General features: G+C 40.1%; 18 protein-coding genes and 2 pseudogenes. 17 read left to right on the forward strand and 3 right to left on the reverse strand.

Translation table 11 applies throughout. From position 1 onward, the window contains the following. Positions 1 to 643: 643 nt before the first annotated feature. Positions 644 to 1,234: a TetR/AcrR family transcriptional regulator gene (locus tag ACFVQB_RS19685; RefSeq protein ID WP_379442512.1), complete on the reverse strand. Its 591-nt coding sequence runs from the start codon at positions 1,232 to 1,234 to the stop codon at positions 644 to 646. A gap of 214 nt (positions 1,235 to 1,448) precedes the next feature. On the opposite strand from ACFVQB_RS19685, the gene ACFVQB_RS19690 reads away from it, so the two are divergent. From ACFVQB_RS19690 to ACFVQB_RS19725, 8 genes and pseudogenes are all read left to right on the forward strand, one after another. Next, positions 1,449 to 2,450, forward strand: a complete 1,002-nt coding sequence (locus ACFVQB_RS19690; protein ID WP_379442518.1) for an NADP-dependent oxidoreductase — start codon at positions 1,449 to 1,451, stop codon at positions 2,448 to 2,450. A gap of 12 nt (positions 2,451 to 2,462) precedes the next feature. Further along, complete coding sequence (locus ACFVQB_RS19695; protein WP_379442522.1) at positions 2,463 to 3,194, forward strand: NADP-dependent oxidoreductase; 732 nt, start codon at positions 2,463 to 2,465, stop codon at positions 3,192 to 3,194. A gap of 13 nt (positions 3,195 to 3,207) precedes the next feature. After that, positions 3,208 to 3,474 (forward strand): zinc-binding dehydrogenase, encoded by a 267-nt coding sequence (locus tag ACFVQB_RS19700; RefSeq protein WP_379442526.1) that lies wholly within the window; start codon positions 3,208 to 3,210, stop codon positions 3,472 to 3,474. After that, complete coding sequence (locus ACFVQB_RS19705) at positions 3,471 to 4,259, forward strand: SDR family oxidoreductase (RefSeq protein ID WP_379442529.1); 789 nt, start codon at positions 3,471 to 3,473, stop codon at positions 4,257 to 4,259. The genes ACFVQB_RS19700 and ACFVQB_RS19705 overlap by 4 nt, the downstream gene beginning before the upstream one ends. Positions 4,260 to 4,388: 129 nt before the next feature. Continuing rightward, the gene (locus ACFVQB_RS19710) at positions 4,389 to 4,973 is read left to right on the forward strand and encodes a TetR/AcrR family transcriptional regulator (protein WP_379442533.1); all 585 of its coding nucleotides are present in this window, start codon (positions 4,389 to 4,391) and stop codon (positions 4,971 to 4,973) included. Positions 4,974 to 5,210: 237 nt separating this feature from the next. Continuing rightward, entirely contained in the window at positions 5,211 to 5,912 is a 702-nt protein-coding gene (locus ACFVQB_RS19715; protein ID WP_379442537.1) for an SDR family oxidoreductase, read from the forward strand. Between the two features lie 34 nt (positions 5,913 to 5,946). After that, positions 5,947 to 7,029, forward strand: a complete 1,083-nt coding sequence (locus ACFVQB_RS19720; RefSeq protein WP_379442541.1) for an alkene reductase — start codon at positions 5,947 to 5,949, stop codon at positions 7,027 to 7,029. 29 nt (positions 7,030 to 7,058) lie between these two features. Next, a pseudogene (locus tag ACFVQB_RS19725) lies at positions 7,059 to 7,415 on the forward strand (DAK2 domain-containing protein); the annotation flags it as partial. A gap of 248 nt (positions 7,416 to 7,663) precedes the next feature. Here ACFVQB_RS19725 and ACFVQB_RS19730 read toward each other — a convergent pair. Next, positions 7,664 to 7,857: pseudogene (locus ACFVQB_RS19730) on the reverse strand (type I methionyl aminopeptidase); the annotation flags it as partial. A gap of 17 nt (positions 7,858 to 7,874) precedes the next feature. After that, positions 7,875 to 8,723: an AhlS family quorum-quenching N-acyl homoserine lactonase gene (ahlS, locus tag ACFVQB_RS19735; protein ID WP_379442545.1), complete on the reverse strand. Its 849-nt coding sequence runs from the start codon at positions 8,721 to 8,723 to the stop codon at positions 7,875 to 7,877. Positions 8,724 to 8,858: 135 nt separating this feature from the next. Between ahlS and ACFVQB_RS19740 the strand changes: the two genes are divergently transcribed. The 9 genes from ACFVQB_RS19740 (at position 8,859) to ACFVQB_RS19780 (ending at position 15,891) form a co-directional block, all read left to right on the forward strand. Continuing rightward, positions 8,859 to 9,263 (forward strand): winged helix-turn-helix transcriptional regulator, encoded by a 405-nt coding sequence (locus ACFVQB_RS19740; protein ID WP_379442548.1) that lies wholly within the window; start codon positions 8,859 to 8,861, stop codon positions 9,261 to 9,263. Positions 9,264 to 9,658: 395 nt separating this feature from the next. Beyond that, complete coding sequence (locus tag ACFVQB_RS19745) at positions 9,659 to 10,150, forward strand: hypothetical protein (protein WP_379442551.1); 492 nt, start codon at positions 9,659 to 9,661, stop codon at positions 10,148 to 10,150. Next, on the forward strand, positions 10,122 to 10,565 hold the full coding sequence (locus ACFVQB_RS19750; protein WP_379442554.1) for a DNRLRE domain-containing protein: 444 nt from the start codon (positions 10,122 to 10,124) through the stop codon (positions 10,563 to 10,565). Before ACFVQB_RS19745 ends, ACFVQB_RS19750 begins: the two co-directional genes overlap by 29 nt. Positions 10,566 to 10,631: 66 nt before the next feature. Continuing rightward, positions 10,632 to 11,690: a hypothetical protein gene (locus tag ACFVQB_RS19755; protein ID WP_379442558.1), complete on the forward strand. Its 1,059-nt coding sequence runs from the start codon at positions 10,632 to 10,634 to the stop codon at positions 11,688 to 11,690. Between the two features lie 82 nt (positions 11,691 to 11,772). Continuing rightward, positions 11,773 to 12,714, forward strand: coding sequence for a tetratricopeptide repeat protein (locus ACFVQB_RS19760; protein ID WP_379442562.1), 942 nt, complete (start codon positions 11,773 to 11,775; stop codon positions 12,712 to 12,714). A 160-nt stretch (positions 12,715 to 12,874) separates the two neighbouring features. Continuing rightward, entirely contained in the window at positions 12,875 to 13,162 is a 288-nt protein-coding gene (locus tag ACFVQB_RS19765) for a hypothetical protein (RefSeq protein WP_379442566.1), read from the forward strand. Between the two features lie 84 nt (positions 13,163 to 13,246). Next, positions 13,247 to 13,516 carry an IS3 family transposase gene (locus ACFVQB_RS19770; RefSeq protein ID WP_379442569.1) on the forward strand — a complete coding sequence of 90 codons (270 nt, stop codon included), beginning with the start codon at positions 13,247 to 13,249 and terminating at the stop codon, positions 13,514 to 13,516. Positions 13,517 to 13,975: 459 nt separating this feature from the next. After that, the gene (locus tag ACFVQB_RS19775) at positions 13,976 to 14,134 is read left to right on the forward strand and encodes a hypothetical protein (RefSeq protein ID WP_379442572.1); all 159 of its coding nucleotides are present in this window, start codon (positions 13,976 to 13,978) and stop codon (positions 14,132 to 14,134) included. Positions 14,135 to 14,391: 257 nt separating this feature from the next. Beyond that, a complete protein-coding gene (locus ACFVQB_RS19780; RefSeq protein WP_379442576.1) occupies positions 14,392 to 15,891 on the forward strand; it encodes a monooxygenase in 1,500 nt (499 codons plus the stop codon). Positions 15,892 to 16,225: the final 334 nt, after the last annotated feature.

The following is a 16,225-nucleotide window of genomic DNA, read 5'->3' on the forward strand; positions in this document are numbered from 1 at the left end:
GCAATCGTAGCACTCGTAGCAATCGAAAGGAAATTTCTGTAAACTAGGGATTAGTACGTTCGATGTAGAAGATATAGTTAAAGATCTGGTTCAGCGTTTAGCTATTCAGCGATCGGACACTGTAAAGGAAGAGTGTGAAGTTCTCTTGGACAAGTATGAAATTGATGAGCCAAAAGACTAAATCTAATACATTTGGACTCTTGAATTTAGGTGTAGTCATACTCCCAGCTCCATTTTAACAGATATGAGATTATCCACACCAAGAATTTGTTGTGTGTCAAATGTCTCTTGAAATAAACAACAGACCAAGGAATAATCCTTGGTCTTTTTCAGCTTTGCGAGAAAAGCAATAGTTGAAGTTCTTCTCCGTTACTTTGAATAACTCTCTGATACCAATACCAATAAAATGAATCTTTTTGTTTAAGATTCCTCTGCCATCATCATTCTGGTCAACATAGATAAAACCATAACGTTTCGCCATTTCGGATGTTAATGAACTGATAATGTCAATTGCGCTACGTGGTGTGTATTTTTTGATTCAATTAGCATAATTTGACGTTCTTCGTCTGTACTTAAAGGTACTCTCTGGAAAACTTTTAGCTCGATATCTGCAAAACTACACATTCTATCAAGTAGTCTTGATTTAAAGCCCATGTTTGATTAAACTCCAGATGCGTTCGAACCTGTCTTGATAGTCTGGTAAATTCCAGGATTCTTTGAAGGACGGGAGGCTAAACACCGCAAACGCAGATAGGATCGCCTCTGCACGTTCTAAGTAGGGATCGTGATAGTGCATCAATCTGTCAATAATTTGGTAGGAATCCCACAGAACGTCGCGTAACACTTGTGGATTGCTATCGACGTATTGTGTATTCAGGGCGAACATTTGTGGATTCTCGTTATACGCGCGTTTTTTGGCGTTAACAAATGCCCAGAGCCAATCGTGGAGCAAGTCTTGTGTATTGATCAAATTATTCATATCTAATTTGATTTGTTCTGAAATCATTCGGTTGAACCAGCTCTTAGATACGGCTGCCCAGAGCTCCTGTTTGTTTTTAAAGTGTTTATAAAGCGCTGCATGGGTGATATTTAATTCATCCGCAATTTGAGAGAGTGTCACTTCAGATTTTTCCGTGCGTTTAATTAACGCTTCTGCTGTTTCAATAATAAGCTCTTGTGTGATTTTAGCCATGAATTTTGGCAGGTGATTATTGGGGTTTTTAAGCAAAATCATTTGCCTTCAAGCACCCGCGTCACCGTGTTGCCAACCCTTCTTTCTGATGAAAATCCTTTAATATCTGTTTGTATATATACCTATATGTTAGCACAAAGAAGAATGAGCAACAATTATTGACTTTTGTAACCAACGATATTATGCTGGTTATGCAAGTTACAAAATCGAAAAAAAGTTACTTGCATATTATTCAGTGCATAGGAGGCCATTAAATATGAAAGCAGCACAGATTACCAAATACTCAAAAAATTTCATAGTAGAAATTAATGATATTCCAGTCCCAGATATAAATGATAACGAAGTCTTGGTCAAGGTGAAAGCGGCGGCAGTTAATCATTTAGAATTACTCATCGGTACTGGGAGTGTGAAGCTGATTCAGGATTATGAGTTCCCTTTGATCCTCGGAAACGAACTGACGGGTGTTATTGAGAAAGTCGGAAAGAAGGTTCAGGGGTTCAACGTTGGCGATGCCATTTATTCACGCCTACCATTACAAAAAATTGGCGCTTTTGCGGAATATGCGGCAATTAATGTGGATGCTATCGGACATTTACCCTCTAATCTTGATTTTGTAACTGGGGCTGCTGCACCATTAACCGGTTTAACTGCCTATCAAGGTTTGCATGAAGAATTAGCAGCCAAATCTGGCGAAACTGTGTTTATCCCCGGAGGGTCTGGGTCATTTGGCCAAATGGCCATTCCTATTGCCAAAAGCATGGGGCTTGAGGTCATCGTCAGTGGAAATACGCAAGCGTGTGAACGGACTATAGCGGCTGGAGCAGACCGATACATTGATTACACGATTGAGAACTATTGGGAACAGCTTAGTGATGTTGATTATGTGATTGATACCTTGGGACCAAGCGAATTTAATCATGAACTTTCAATTATTAAAGCAGGAGGTCGCCTTCTTTCTCTGCGAACCGGTCCTAACAAACGGTTTGCCCAAAATCTAGGCTTGTCAGGTTGGAAACAGAAACTCTTCACCATTGCTGGGGCTAAATATGATTACAAAGCGAAGAAAAAGAATATTCAATATCATTTCATTTTTGTTCGCAGTGATGGTGAACAATTAAAGAAAATCACCAAGATTATTGAAGATAACGGGATTGTACCAGCGGTGGACCCGACTGAATTCCACATTGAAGATATTAATGAGGCTCTGAAGCTTGTTGCGACTGGTCATCCTAAAGGAAAAGTCATTATCCGATTTTAAGGAGAGCACCTAATGAAAGCTGCACAAATTTCTAGATATTCCAAAACACTTGAAGTGAAAATCAACTCAATCGATATTCCATCAATCACATCAACTCAGGTTCTGATCAAGACTAAGGCAGCCGGTGTTGATCCACACCTTGTCTTGGCGATTACAGGAAAAGTTAAGTTGTTCGATCATTACAACTTTCCATTGACTCTAGGCAACGAGTTGGCTGGAGTTGTGGTTGAAGTCGGCACCGGTGTCCAAAATTTCAAAACAGGTGATCTCGTGTACACTATGCCACCGCTAGATACAATGGGAGCGTTCGCTGAATATGTCGCAGTAGATGCATCTATTGTGGCTAAAATACCAGCTAATCATTCCTTTACAGAAGCAGCGGCCGTACCATTGTCTGCTTTGACGATCATCCAATCACTAGATATTTTAGGTGCTCAACAAGGCAGTAAATTATTTGTCTCTGGAGGTACGGGGGGCTTTGGACAAATTGCCATACCTTACGCGAAGTCACAAGGACTGTTTGTGACCGTCAGTGGTAGTGGATCAGCGCGTGATTTGGCCAATCGACTCGGTGCAGATGAGTTTATCGACTATGAAACGCAGGACTATACTCACATACTGAGAGGCTATGATTATGTTATTGATACCCGGGGCGCCAGTGAAATTAGTAAACAAATTAAGATACTAAAGCCCGGTGGTAAATTATTGTCGTTTAAGCGCTGGTCCCAATGCCCGTTTCGCTAATAGAAGCGCAGACTTGTCAAAGGCGAAGAAGATTCTTTTCAGTTTACTGGGGTTGCCTTTTGATGGGCTAGCGAAATGGCATAAGAAAAGTTACGATTTCATGTACGTTCAACCAAGTGGCAAGCAATTAGCAGCTTTCACACAGTATCTTGAAAAAACAAAATCTAAGCCGGTGATCGATTCTGAGTACCCCTTTGATCAAGTGAATGCCGCAATCACTAAGATTGCAACTGGCCATAGTCAAGGGAAAGTCATATTGAAAGTAGATGATGAAGAATGAAATTGAATAATAGAACGATACTGGTGACAGGTGGCACGTCTGGAATTGGCTCTGCTTTTGCAAAACGTTTTCATGAGATGGGAAACACAGTGATCATCACAGGGCGCTCACAAAAACGCATTGGTCAAGCAGTAAAGAACAATCCTGGAATTATTGGGATGGTAGCTGATGTTAGTGATGCTAAAAGCGTTGAGCGACTTGCCAAAGAATTAGCTATACATTATCCCAAACTGGATATTGTTTTTAATAATGCTGGAATCATAAACGAGTTTGACTTATTCGATGAAAGTATTACCTACGAGTATCTTATTTCGGAAATCAACACAAACTTGAATGGTACAATTTATGTGACTAAGGCTTTGTTGCCTCTGTTAGCCAAACAAAGAGAGGCAATGATTGTCAACGTTACTTCACTACTTGCTAATATTACAGTAGCCAACGCACCGACTTATTCTGCAACGAAGGCTGGCATACACATGTTTAGTGATGCATTACGTGAACAAATCCGTTACAAAGGAAAAAATATTCATGTGATGGAGCTTTGTCCACCAGTTATCTCTGAAACCAATCTCACGGACACTTATGATGAAGGATTGATGAATAAATTGATCTCTTTCCCCTTAACAAAGCTTGTTAATGTTGGTATTAAAGGCATGTTGAGAAATAAACTACGCGTGAACGCAGGTTTTACCAAAGTTATGCGCTTTTCAATGAAGTTCGCCCCGGATTTTATCACGCATACTTGGGGTCAAATGATTCTTAAGCAAGGTAATAAGAAAAACTAATCTTATACACTTTTTACGGACTATAGTTCGTTTTCATTGCTTGTGATATTGAATGGATTAGCATTACATTTTTATTCTTTACCGATCGTTCTCAATATGTTATATTGAGTTTGGGAGGAGGGAACCAGCATGGGACGTTACAAAGAATTTGAAGAAAATGTAGTACTAGATAAGGCGATGAAGCTCTTTTGGGAACAAGGTTATGAAAAGACATCAATGACGGATCTAGTTGAGCATATGGGCATCCATCGGAGAAGTTTGTATGACACCTTTGGCGACAAACATACGTTGTTTCTGAAAGCAATGGATCGATTTCGAACTAAAGTAAATAGCGAGCTTGCAGGAATAGTTAAAGGCTCTGAGACGGCTGTTGAGGCTCTTCAATTGATTATTAGTTACATGATATATGGGAATGAAGATACACCTTCTGGTTGCTTAATGGTGAATTCTGCTGTGGAATTAGCTATGCGCGATGTAGATGTGGATTCAAAGGCCACTGAATCATTTACACTAGTAGAGCAACTGTTCAAGGATATTATTTTGTGGGGACAGAAGAATGGAGAATTGACCCTAGATTATGATGCCGGAGTACTGGCAGCACATCTGAATGCGGTTGGTATTGGGTTAAGGGCAATGGCGAGAACTTCCATTCCTAAAGAGAACCTGCAGCGTACTGCCAATATCTCTATAAAACTTTTAACTAAATATTTATAGGTTAATTGTCCTCTGTGTATCAATGCATATTCTTTTTAGAATGGTCGTTTTAATATGGTGAATCAACAAAGTTCTCTTCTTGAAGAGATCATTCTTTTGCTGATTTTAGAATGATCATTCTTATATTATAAAGCATATCCCTCCTTCAGCTAAGAAATTGTATCTTCACAATGGGAAGAAGAATACACAAAATGTTGTTTTGGAAAAATAAACTACAAAATTAAAGGAGTATTAAAAATGAAAATTTCTGAACAAGTCGCATTTGTCACTGGTGCCAACCGAGGTCTTGGTCGATACCTAACGCTAGAACTCCTATCCAGAGGAGCAAAAGTTTATGCAGCAGCAAGAAATCCAGAAAGCATTGATATTCCGGGTGTAATCCCTGTGAAACTGGATATTACCAATCCTCAAGAGGTGATTGAAGCTGCTAAGATCGCTCAGGATGTAACACTTCTAATAAACAATGCCGGATCGTCAACAGGTGCATCTTTACTTGAAGGAGACCTAGATCAAATACATTTAGAATTTAACACACATTTCTTTGGTACTCTTTCCATGGTTCGTTCTTTTGCACCAATTATGACTAAAAACGGCGGTGGTTCGATTTTGAATATTCTTTCCTTATTGTCTTGGTACAGTTCGGGTACTGTGGGCGCTTATACGGCTGCAAAAGCTGCAGAATGGGCATTGACGAACGACCTACGTTTAAATCTCCACTCTCAAAATATCCGAGTAGCGGGGTTACATGTGGGCTATATGGAGACAGACATGACTTCCAACATAGACATGCCTAAATCCAATCCTGCAGATATCGCGAAAACAGCTATCGATGGCATAGAATCTGACAGCTTTGAAATTATTGCAGATGAAATTAGTCGTAAGCTACAAGGTGCACTTGCAGGTGGCGTATCAGCGTTATACCCACAACTTTCTAAATAAAAAACTAATTTAAACTACAGAGGAGTTGTTCGAAATGAGTAAATTGTGGACTAAAATAAAAATCGGAAAAATGGAATTGCCTCATCGTTTAGCTATGGCACCAATGACACGTAGCAGAGCAGAAGAGGACGGTACACCGGGTGAACTAAGCTCCCTTTACTATGCTCAAAGAGCATCGATGGGGTTAATCATTAGTGAAGGCACACAACCTTCTGATGATGGGCAAGGTTACTTGAATTCACCTGGTATCTATACTGAAAAGCATATAGAAGGTTGGAATAAGATTACGAATGCAGTACATAAAGCTGATGGTCATATATTTATCCAGTTAATGCATGTGGGCCGCATGTCGCATCCAGATAATACACCCCATCATCGTCAACCTGTTGCTCCATCCGCAATCGCGCCAGGTGTGGAGATGTTCACCGCTAAAGGAATGCAGGATATCCCGGTTCCGCGGGAGTTAACTAAAGAAGATATTCAAACAACCATTGCTGATTTCCGAAAAGCAGCAGCAGCGGCTATAAAAGCAGGAGCAGATGGCGTCGAAATTCATGGAGCGAATGGTTATCTGATTAATCAGTTTCTTGGAGAGAATTCAAATACACGGACAGACGAATATGGAGGCTCTATAGAAAATCGTAGTCGCTTCGCGATCGAAGTAGCGAAAGCCATTATCGAAGAAATTGGAGCAGAAAGAACCGGCTTCCGTATTTCGCCAGGAACACCTCTTGGAGGAATACAAGATGGGGAACAAGGTTCTGAACTTTATCTCCACCTCGTAAAGGAATTAGCTCAATTGGATTTAGCTTACCTTCATGTCATGCATCTTGGAAATGAGAAGCTTCTCCAAGACATTCGTACAAGCTGGACAAACACATTATTGGTCAACAGAGCAGGGCGTGCCATTGATGATATTAGTGTAGATATTGATAGTGGCACAGCTGATCTGGTACCTGTTGGTGTATGGTCTTTGGCTAATCCAGATTTTGTGGAACGTCTCAAAGTAGGGTTCCCTTTAAATGAAGTTGATCGTAATACTTTATATGCTGGTACCGGAAGTAAGGGTTATACAGATTATCCTACGATGGATGAAGTGAAAGCACAAAAGCAGTAACAGCAGTAAGAACAAAAATACCATTAAGGGATAAACAGCAATTGAAAGTTGCTGAATGTGCTGTAATGTTACAAGCAGCAGTTCAAGGTATTCAGTCCAGGGGAGAGCGTTCCTTCGGACGTGGTGCTGTAGTAGGCATAAGACCTTGATTGATACACTCGTACCGTGTGCCGATTCCTGGACGTAGTGTGCGGAGTCCGGAGATGACTTCAAAACAGCATTTGCCAAAGGTGCAGCAGCCGTTGAAGGTGCGAAGAAAACAGAAGACATTGTGGCGCATGGGCCGCGCGGGCACAGTTGACGACCGCAGCCTGGGTTACCCTGAGGCGGGCGCATATGTGCTGGGTGTTATATTTACAGAGCTGTCCGATGTCGAGAGACCTTAGCGGCTTTTTTATTTTATCGGTACAAGTTCGTGTCCCGAGCCAAGGACAAGAACTTGTACCGATTACCGAAATGGACAAGAACATGGTCCGATTACCGATTAGACATATAACTAAACGGTTCTTTTCCTCGTTAATTCATTAAGCTAACGAGCAGGTTAGCGTAGAGAATAATACTTGTTAGACGGAGATTGAGTAGCATAATTAATCCATTGTGAAGTCGACCATTTCATTGGTCGACTTCTTTTTTTCTATTGCGCGGTCAGAATTTGTGGACCTTCAGCTGTGATGGCGATTGTATGCTCGTATTGAGCGGCGAGCTTGTTGTCCATCGTCCGTGCGGTCCAGCCGTCAGAATCAAGTGTCATGAATTATGTGCCTTCGGTGATCATGGGCTCAATGATGAACACATACCCTCCTTGATACGGAGGCCTTTTCCGGGCTTGTCGTTTCCAGGTTGAGTTATTCATAATATCCTTCATTAGATTTTCTCAAACTTCTGAATTGATCCGCATCATGCCCGAACCAGACTTGGGAATTCGTGCGTGCAGCTAAAGTACGAATTTTCTCCACTGTGTTTCGGTAGCCGATCAAATCATAGATTATACCAGGTGGCTTGACCGGAGGACCAAAACTTTCCGAAGTATAGATGGCATCGGAAGCTAGAATGATTCCGCCGGTTTCTGGCATATCGATCTGGAGACCTAACATTCCCCATGCATGACCGCTCCCGAAATTCAAGATTTTGATACCATCCACCAAATCCAGATTGTCTTCTCCCGGTTTGATTGTTTTCCATTGCAGCTGGTTCTTGATCCATGCATCAATATCAGCCCACACATAGGCACCTTCTTTTTCATTGCGGGCGTAGGTCTGCAGTGCTCCGTTAAACTCATCCTCATGGACGATAATGGTCGCATTCGTGAACAATTCGAGGCATCCTGCATGGTCCAGATGCAAGTGGGAGGCAACGACATACTTGATTTCCTCAGGTCTAACCTTAAGCTGCTCCAGCCGGTTATGCAGGTAACATTCCTCGCTTGCTACCCATGGAGACGACAGTTGGGTCGACTGGGCCCAGCGCCCTTGAGTGCCCATGGAGTTTGGGTTGCAGGCTGTATCAAACAAAATCTTTCCCTCAGGATGATCAATCAGTACCGTATAGATTGGAAATTCAACAAATTGTGTCTGGGCATTCGGATTAATAATGGTTGCTGGATTATGCATGGAGATGATCCAATTTTTATCCATGCTCATTCGACCGTTATCCAATACATATAGCTTAGGACGCATTTTAATAATATTTGTCATATTATTTACCTACCTTCGAAGGAATTTAGTACACTCAGTACTGGTATAGACATACATTAATGCAAATAATAAAATGATATAAGTAGGCACTTTAAAGTGTCCTGGGAATTTCATAGTGCATGGGAGGGGAACGGTTTGGCACATACAACTAAACACTCTGATATTTCGTTATCCAATTGCGGCTATAGAAAAGTTCTTGATATCATCTCTAGCAAGTGGACTGCACTTGTTATATATGCCATGGAAAACGGTAGAATCAGATATGGAGAAATGTTACGGAGGGTTGAGGGTATATCAAAAAAAATGCTTACCCAGACGTTACGCAAGCTGGAGCGTGATGGTTTGGTTCAACGACACATTATGCCTACAGTACCTTTAATTGTCGAATATTCACTAACAACATTAGGGGAAACATTGCTTCAGCCGATGAAAGAGTTAAGGCAGTGGGGAAGAGAACATTACACTCAAGTTGTAGAGGCGCGAGTTCAGTATGACTCTGCTTATACTACGGTTCCACATGAAGCCGACGGCATTAATTAATGAATTTAACAGTACATTCAGAGTGAAAAGAAGCCCCTTTTCAGGGGCTATCCAGCTACTCTATCAAAAAAAATCACCACAACTAGAAATATACCAAGAGCCTATTCATTATAAAAGTAACAAATCTAGTTACCATTGGTATGGATGGTTTATCCATTGTAATGGACCCCGCATCACAATCTGACAATCTCGACTCTTGATTTGTTAAAAGTTCCCATGATGGTGCTGCTTCTTACAAGAATAATAAGTTAAGTTTCAATAACTTGTATGACAACACCAATATAAATTACACAGTTGAGGACCGCAAATTAAAGGAAGATATTGTTCTGGATAAGGCACCTTCCGCTTCCTCGCCAGTAAAGTTCACGTATAAATTCAAAATAAAAGGTTTGGATATGGAACAAGATAGTACCGGGAAAATCTATTTTGTTGATAAGAAAAGCCGCTTGAAAGTCTTTTATATTGAACAACCATTTATGTATGATTCCTATATTCCAGAAGGGTACAAGAAGACAGAACAATCTGACGATATTCCTGAGGAAGCACGTTCCTATGACGTGAATATGAAATTGGTTAAAAGAGGCTCTACATATTTTGTTGACATCATTCCTGACCGAGCCTGGCTTGAAAATCCTAAGAGGGTCTATCCCGTAACGATTGATCCTACAATTATTCGGTTTCAGCCTAATGCAGCCGACGGGAATGACACCAACATCCGCAGTTATTTCCCAACACAAACCGGTGGAACCGAAACTTCATTAGGCGTTGGATTATACAAAGACTCCACGCAAACCAATGTCATTCGATCTTTATTAAATTTCATCGATTCCAGTGGGTGCAAGTATCTTAAGCGCCGATGTGAATTTATGGCTTTCGAGCGTGGCTAAAGACACTAATGTTGAAATTGGTGCATACGAATTAAGCAAGTCAAGGTTAGAGGAAAGCGCAAATTGGAACACCACAAATGGAACAACAGCTTGGACTAAAAAGGGGGGCGACTACAAAAGCACTTTATTTGATTCAAACCAAGTTAGTTATCTAACTGATCTCGGGGTTAATTATAAATGGGATGTCACAAACCAAATACATAAATGGAGAAGTGCAAACTACGGAATTTTGTTAAAAAGTTTATCTGAATCTACAAACTCGTATAAAAAATTTATTTCGAGCGATTCTACATTGAATGCAACGAATCGCCCAATGCTGTCTGTTACGTATTTTAACGGGAGTCGTCTTGGGCTTGAAATTATTGGACATACGATAGCCATGACTTGGTCGGTGGTCGAAGCTATACGAATATGACTACAGGTAATAATGTTATCCAATATAATGACCTAAGCCTAAAAGGTCGTGGTGGATGGTACGAAATTGCATTTCGATGCAAATGGTGATAGTTATACAGAAGTGTATACCGGAAAGTTGTTGTATGAACAAGATCTCCATGGAAATAAAATATCATATGGATATAACAGCTCAAACCAACTCACTTCAATAACAGATCCTAGCAATCGGGTCACTACGATGAATTACAATGCATCAGGGAAAATTTCTAGTATCACAGATTTCGCTGGTCGTAAAATTAACTACGGGTATGATACCGCTGGCAATCTGGCAAATGTTGATGCTTATTTAGATGCAACCAATTATCGAAGAACCAAGTTTTCCTACGATTCGAGCCATCACTTAACGACAGTCACAGATCCAAGTGGACGGAGAACGTCATTTACGTACAATAATGAATTATTGCAGAAGGTACAAGACCCTTTTGGTGACGGAGCAAATGCTGATTTAGCAAGTCGACCTGGAACCACATATTCATATGATTTGCCGAATTACGTGTCAACAGCTACGGATCGGAATGGAAATACAACGACATATAATTCTAATTTGAATTATGTGGTAACCCAAATAACCGACTCGTTATCAAGGGTCACCCGCTTTGCTTTGGATGATAATTATAACCAGCTGGTAATTACTGATCCGAAAGGTAATGATACCATTAACACGTATGACGCCAATGGTAACATTACGAGTACAACGGATCCAGAACAACATAAGGAAATCTCGACATATGATAACTATAGTAACCGCACGAGTTATACGGATGCCTTAAATCAAAAGACGACCTATGAATTCAAGACATTTGGTGATTTTCTTAAAGTTACAAATCCATTGTCGCAAAGCACGAGTTATACCTATGACTCGTATGGAAATAGAACCTCTTCAACGGATGCTGATGATAATAAAACAGTCTATAAATATGATTCACAAGGGATCAATCAAGTTAGTAGTGAAGATGCAGCGAATCAATTCACCACGATGGAATATAACGGTGCAGACCAATTGGTAAAAGTAACCGAGCCAAATGGACATGTCTCAAGAAATGATAACAACAGAAGTTGGAATGATTTGGACATGTATCGATAATTAATTATTAATTTGATCTTTGTATTATTGACCTCAACAACTTATTTGTTGAGGTCAATATTATAAAAAGGAGATGCGAAAAATGACTTTTTTTGAACAAGGGGAAGAGCTCTATGAAGAAGGTAATTATGATGAAGCATTAGTTTACTTTAAAAAAGCTCTCAATGATAATATAGATATCCCAGATACACTGAATTACATGGGAAGATGTCTTACCGAGTTAAAAGAATATAATGCCGCAATTGAAGTTTACGACAGGGCAATTAGACTATTCCCTACATGGGAAAGATTATACTTTAATAAAGGTTATGTCTATTTACAATTAGGCAATACTGAAGATGCACTAATTTTTTGTAAACGTGCAGTAATGATAAACTCAAATTCTGAAGATGCTTTGTATTATATTGCCCTTTGTTATCAAAAAAAGGAGGAATATAAGAAAGCAATAGAATACTATCAAAAATCATTAGCACTTAATACTAATCAAGAAGAGGCCCACATTAACCTAGGATTAATTTTCCATGAATTGGGCAATAATCAAGAAGCGCTCGACGAATTTCAGTGGGCTTTACAGATAGATCCGTCATCAACTAATGCAATGTATAACAAAGCATTAGTGTTAAAGCATATGGAAAAAAAAGAGGAAGCTATTATCGATTTTAAAAAGATCCTAATATCAGAACCTGAAGATTACGATGTAAGGTTACAAATCGCAAAAATTCATCTTGAAGAAAATCAATTTGAATTAACAGCATATTATTTAGATTCAATATTAAGTTTTGATCCAAATAATACTGTTGCGCTTTATTTCAAAGGTAAGTTGCTTGAGAGACAAGGCAATTATGAGGCCTCAATCAAACTATTAGAACATGCCTCTTCATTAGACCCGATTGATATAGATATTTTGTTACTATTAGCTCAAACTTATAGTTTGATCCATTTAAAAGAAAAAGAAAGAGCTTGTTACATCTGCATCTTAAAAATTGAGCCTGAAAATATAATTGCAAAAAATAAATTGCGATAAAGTATTGAAACAATGGAAGAAACTGAACGAGTACAATGGCTAACAATCTCATCGAGGGAATAGTCATATTATCAGATCATAAAATTGTTGAACGAGTTTAAGAGAATTTTGAAGGTTACTAGTAGCTTCAGATAATATATATAGAACTGGGTAACTTCACATGAAAGAAGATCAAGTAATGCTAAGGTACAAAGATGATTTAGGTGCAGTAGGCACTATACCGTTGTTTAGAAATCAAGTTCAGAAATGGTTCAACTGTTTAAAAAACGCTCAACAAGTTATCGTTTACATAGGTTCAGCATATAGAGGTGTAAACCCTAATAAAATTATTGATTGGTCAATTGAAAATGTCTCAGAATCTTTAGTTTCTATGAAAGATACTGACCCCATAGATTTAACTTGGGCATCCATGGTGAAGTGTCGGGGGACAAGAACATATTCCCATTGAAGTCGCTATTTTAGCGGCTTTTTTGTTTTATCGGTACAAGTTCTTGTCCCTAGTCAAGGACAAGAACTTGTACCGATTGCCGGAATGGACAAGAACATAGTCCGATTTCCGCGTGGAAATTGTCTAAATAATGCGTGTATCGAGTCGTTCTTTTCTCACTTAAAGATAGAGAAAATATACTTGAATAAGGCAGCAAACAAAGCAGAGGTTGAACAGCAAGTGGGCGAATACATACTGTTCCACAACCAAAACCGCTTTCAGAAAAAACTAAACGACCGTTCCCCGGTTGAACTTATGTGGCGAGATAAAAGCACAATTCGCTTTCTGAAGGCAAGAACTCAGTTCCATTGCTGAAAAGGTTAAGAACAAGGTACCAATGTTGATTAGAACATTTATCTGTTCCATTAAGCTAACGGGCAGGTTAGTTTAATGAATTAGCTGTTAAATATGCTAACAAGGGAACTTAAATAATCATGAAAATAGCTAAAATGTACATCGAATATTACGAAAATGGGGAGGTAAAGAATTGTGATGTAGCCTAAGAGAATGTTAAAGGAATTGACCTATACAAAGTCGTTTTATTAGCGGCTTATTCTGTTTCAAGGTACCAATTTCTGGTTCCATGCCGAGGGAACGAACGCAAGTCAAAGCCCAGAATATTACTTCATCATTTTATAATATATTGTTTCTATCGAAACAATTAAAAGAATCTATATTGTCTAAATCTAATATTAATGTTAATATAATTTTGTTTCATTCAAAACAATATACAGTTTTTGTTTTGTGTAAAACAATAAAATAAGGAGAAAGCGCATGAAAAGAATAAATTCGAGTACCTCACACAAACAGTGGCAGATCTCATTTCACAAGTCGTCATCCGCTTCTCCGTTAGTTTTTATTTCCGGACAAGTGGCTTCAAACGAAAAAGGCGAGCTAGTCGGGAAGGATGGCTATCTGTTTCAGGCCAAGTAAGTCTTTACCAATCTGAAATTAGCTTTGGTCGCCATTGATACCGAAGCAAAGAGCATTGTTCAAATGAGGATTTATGTTGTAAACCATAAGCCTGGGTTGGTTGATTCGATCTTTCAAGCCGGATTTGAAGTATTTGGCGACGGATGGCCCAAAACGGCTAGTACCTTATAGGTGTTCAGGCGCTTGATTTTGAGGAATGGCTAATTTAATTGGATGCAATTGTATCGATTTCCAACTAAGAGAGGAGAAATATGAAAATGAATTATGATGTGATTATCATCGGCGGGGGACCTGTCGGCATGATGTTGGCAGGGGAACTCGCTTTGGCGGACGTCAAGGTTTGTATTTTGGAGAAATTAGAAGATACCACCCCATACTCTAGAGCACTTAGTATCCATCCTCGTACATTAGAAATGCTGGACTTGCGCGGTTTAAAAACGGAATTGTTGAAGATCGGGAAACCGTTGCCGACCGGGCATTTTGCAGGCTTGGAAACTCGGTTGGACTTTACGGTCATCGACTCTTCATCCAATTATTCATTGTTTATTGCCCAATCCGAAACCGAAAAGGTACTGGAGCGCAGAGCCAGAGAGCTAGGTGCAGACATACGGCGAGGAACGGAAGTATCGTACATCTCACCAAATTCAGAATATGTAGAAGTGGTAGCCACTGGAACTGAAGGCGAAATGACATTAACAGCAGCATATGTGGTTGGTGCAGACGGAGCCGGAAGCATTGTACGTAAACAGGCGAATATTCCCTTTAACGGAACGGATGTAACACTTACTTCGGTCCAAGGCGACGTTGTGCTTAAACGCCCGCCTGCAACGAGTGTCGTTTCCAGCTTTGACGAGAACGGAATGATCATGATCGTTCCTGTGTCTAAAGAGTTGCATCGTGTAGTTTTTATCGATCCGGATCGAAAATCTATTCCTAAGGATACACCGGTCACGCTGGAGGAACTACGTTCGGGAATGCTCCGCATGTTAGGGGACGACTATGGGATTTCAGATCCGTACTGGATGACTCGCTTTGGCAATGCTACCCGACAAGCTGACCGCTACAGGGAGGGAAGACTATTCCTTGCAGGAGATGCTGCTCATATTCATTTCCCTGCCGGAGGTCAAGGTATGAATGTGGGACTGCAAGAGGCTATGAATCTTGGGTGGAAATTGGCTGCGGAAGTGAAAGGATGGGCACCAGAAGGGTTGCTCGATAGTTACCATGAAGAGCGTTTTCCCGTCAATTCAGCATTGCTTAGGAATACACGTGTACAAACGCTGCTATTTGGTAACGATTTTTCATCGACTACGATGGATCTGCGGAGATTGATATCCAACTTATTGGAAATTCCTGAAGCAAACTACCGCTTAGCGAGTCAAATTGCAGCCGTGGATGTTGGCTATAAAGTGCTAGATACAGTTTCTGAACATCCGTTAAATGGTCGCAGACTTGCAGAGATCAAACTGCGTAAGGAAAACGGCGATATCTTCAGCAGTTACGAACTTTTCCGGGAAGGCAAATACATATTGCTAAATCTCGTTAATGATCAACTCGTGGAAGGCATCATTCGTCGTTTGCCCAATCAGCATTTCACATGTGTTAGTGCGATATTGGCGGAACCAGCCCTGGACTGGAACAATGTGCACACAGCAATGATTCGTCCGGATGGATATATCGCATGGGCAATTTCCGAACAAGACAGTGAACTGGAACAATGCATTAAGGAAGGTATTAAGAGTATCAGAAAAGGGTAAGTTTTTTACTATTATTGTTTTGAAGGAAATAAAAAAATGTCCGGAAGCCGCTGAATCATCGCTTTCCGGGCTTTTTCTATGGGAGGTGTTGGTATGAGAAAAGTTCCGTTTGTTTACCTTACACTCGCGATGTCAGCTACGTTTTGGGGCGCAAATTTCAACGCGGGGAAATAGCCTTAGCCGTGATGAGTCCCACCTAGGTAGCAGCTTGGCGGTTCGTCCTTGCGGGTATATTCATTTTTGCTTTGTATTGGAGCTCTTATGACTATTTAAGGAATATTTTGGTCTACAAGGTTCCAAAAATAAACGTATCAAATGTTTTTTGTGAAACAAT

Source organism: Paenibacillus sp. NPDC057886, assembly GCF_042796655.1.
Taxonomy (GTDB): domain Bacteria; phylum Bacillota; class Bacilli; order Paenibacillales; family Paenibacillaceae; genus Paenibacillus.

Coding starts and splice junctions, on each gene's coding strand:
- ACFVQB_RS19720 (WP_379442541.1), top strand. CDS start 5,947: ATGAGTAAATTGTGGACTAAAATAAAAATCGGAAAAATGGAATTGCCT.
- ACFVQB_RS19685 (WP_379442512.1), bottom strand. CDS start 1,234: ATGATTTTGCTTAAAAACCCCAATAATCACCTGCCAAAATTCATGGCT.
- ACFVQB_RS19705 (WP_379442529.1), top strand. CDS start 3,471: ATGAAATTGAATAATAGAACGATACTGGTGACAGGTGGCACGTCTGGA.
- ACFVQB_RS19695 (WP_379442522.1), top strand. CDS start 2,463: ATGAAAGCTGCACAAATTTCTAGATATTCCAAAACACTTGAAGTGAAA.
- ACFVQB_RS19775 (WP_379442572.1), top strand. CDS start 13,976: ATGAAAAGAATAAATTCGAGTACCTCACACAAACAGTGGCAGATCTCA.
- ACFVQB_RS19770 (WP_379442569.1), top strand. CDS start 13,247: ATGGACAAGAACATAGTCCGATTTCCGCGTGGAAATTGTCTAAATAAT.
- ACFVQB_RS19760 (WP_379442562.1), top strand. CDS start 11,773: ATGACTTTTTTTGAACAAGGGGAAGAGCTCTATGAAGAAGGTAATTAT.
- ACFVQB_RS19710 (WP_379442533.1), top strand. CDS start 4,389: ATGGGACGTTACAAAGAATTTGAAGAAAATGTAGTACTAGATAAGGCG.
- ACFVQB_RS19690 (WP_379442518.1), top strand. CDS start 1,449: ATGAAAGCAGCACAGATTACCAAATACTCAAAAAATTTCATAGTAGAA.
- ACFVQB_RS19715 (WP_379442537.1), top strand. CDS start 5,211: ATGAAAATTTCTGAACAAGTCGCATTTGTCACTGGTGCCAACCGAGGT.
- ACFVQB_RS19780 (WP_379442576.1), top strand. CDS start 14,392: ATGAATTATGATGTGATTATCATCGGCGGGGGACCTGTCGGCATGATG.
- ahlS (WP_379442545.1), bottom strand. CDS start 8,723: ATGACAAATATTATTAAAATGCGTCCTAAGCTATATGTATTGGATAAC.
- ACFVQB_RS19765 (WP_379442566.1), top strand. CDS start 12,875: ATGAAAGAAGATCAAGTAATGCTAAGGTACAAAGATGATTTAGGTGCA.
- ACFVQB_RS19745 (WP_379442551.1), top strand. CDS start 9,659: ATGGAACAAGATAGTACCGGGAAAATCTATTTTGTTGATAAGAAAAGC.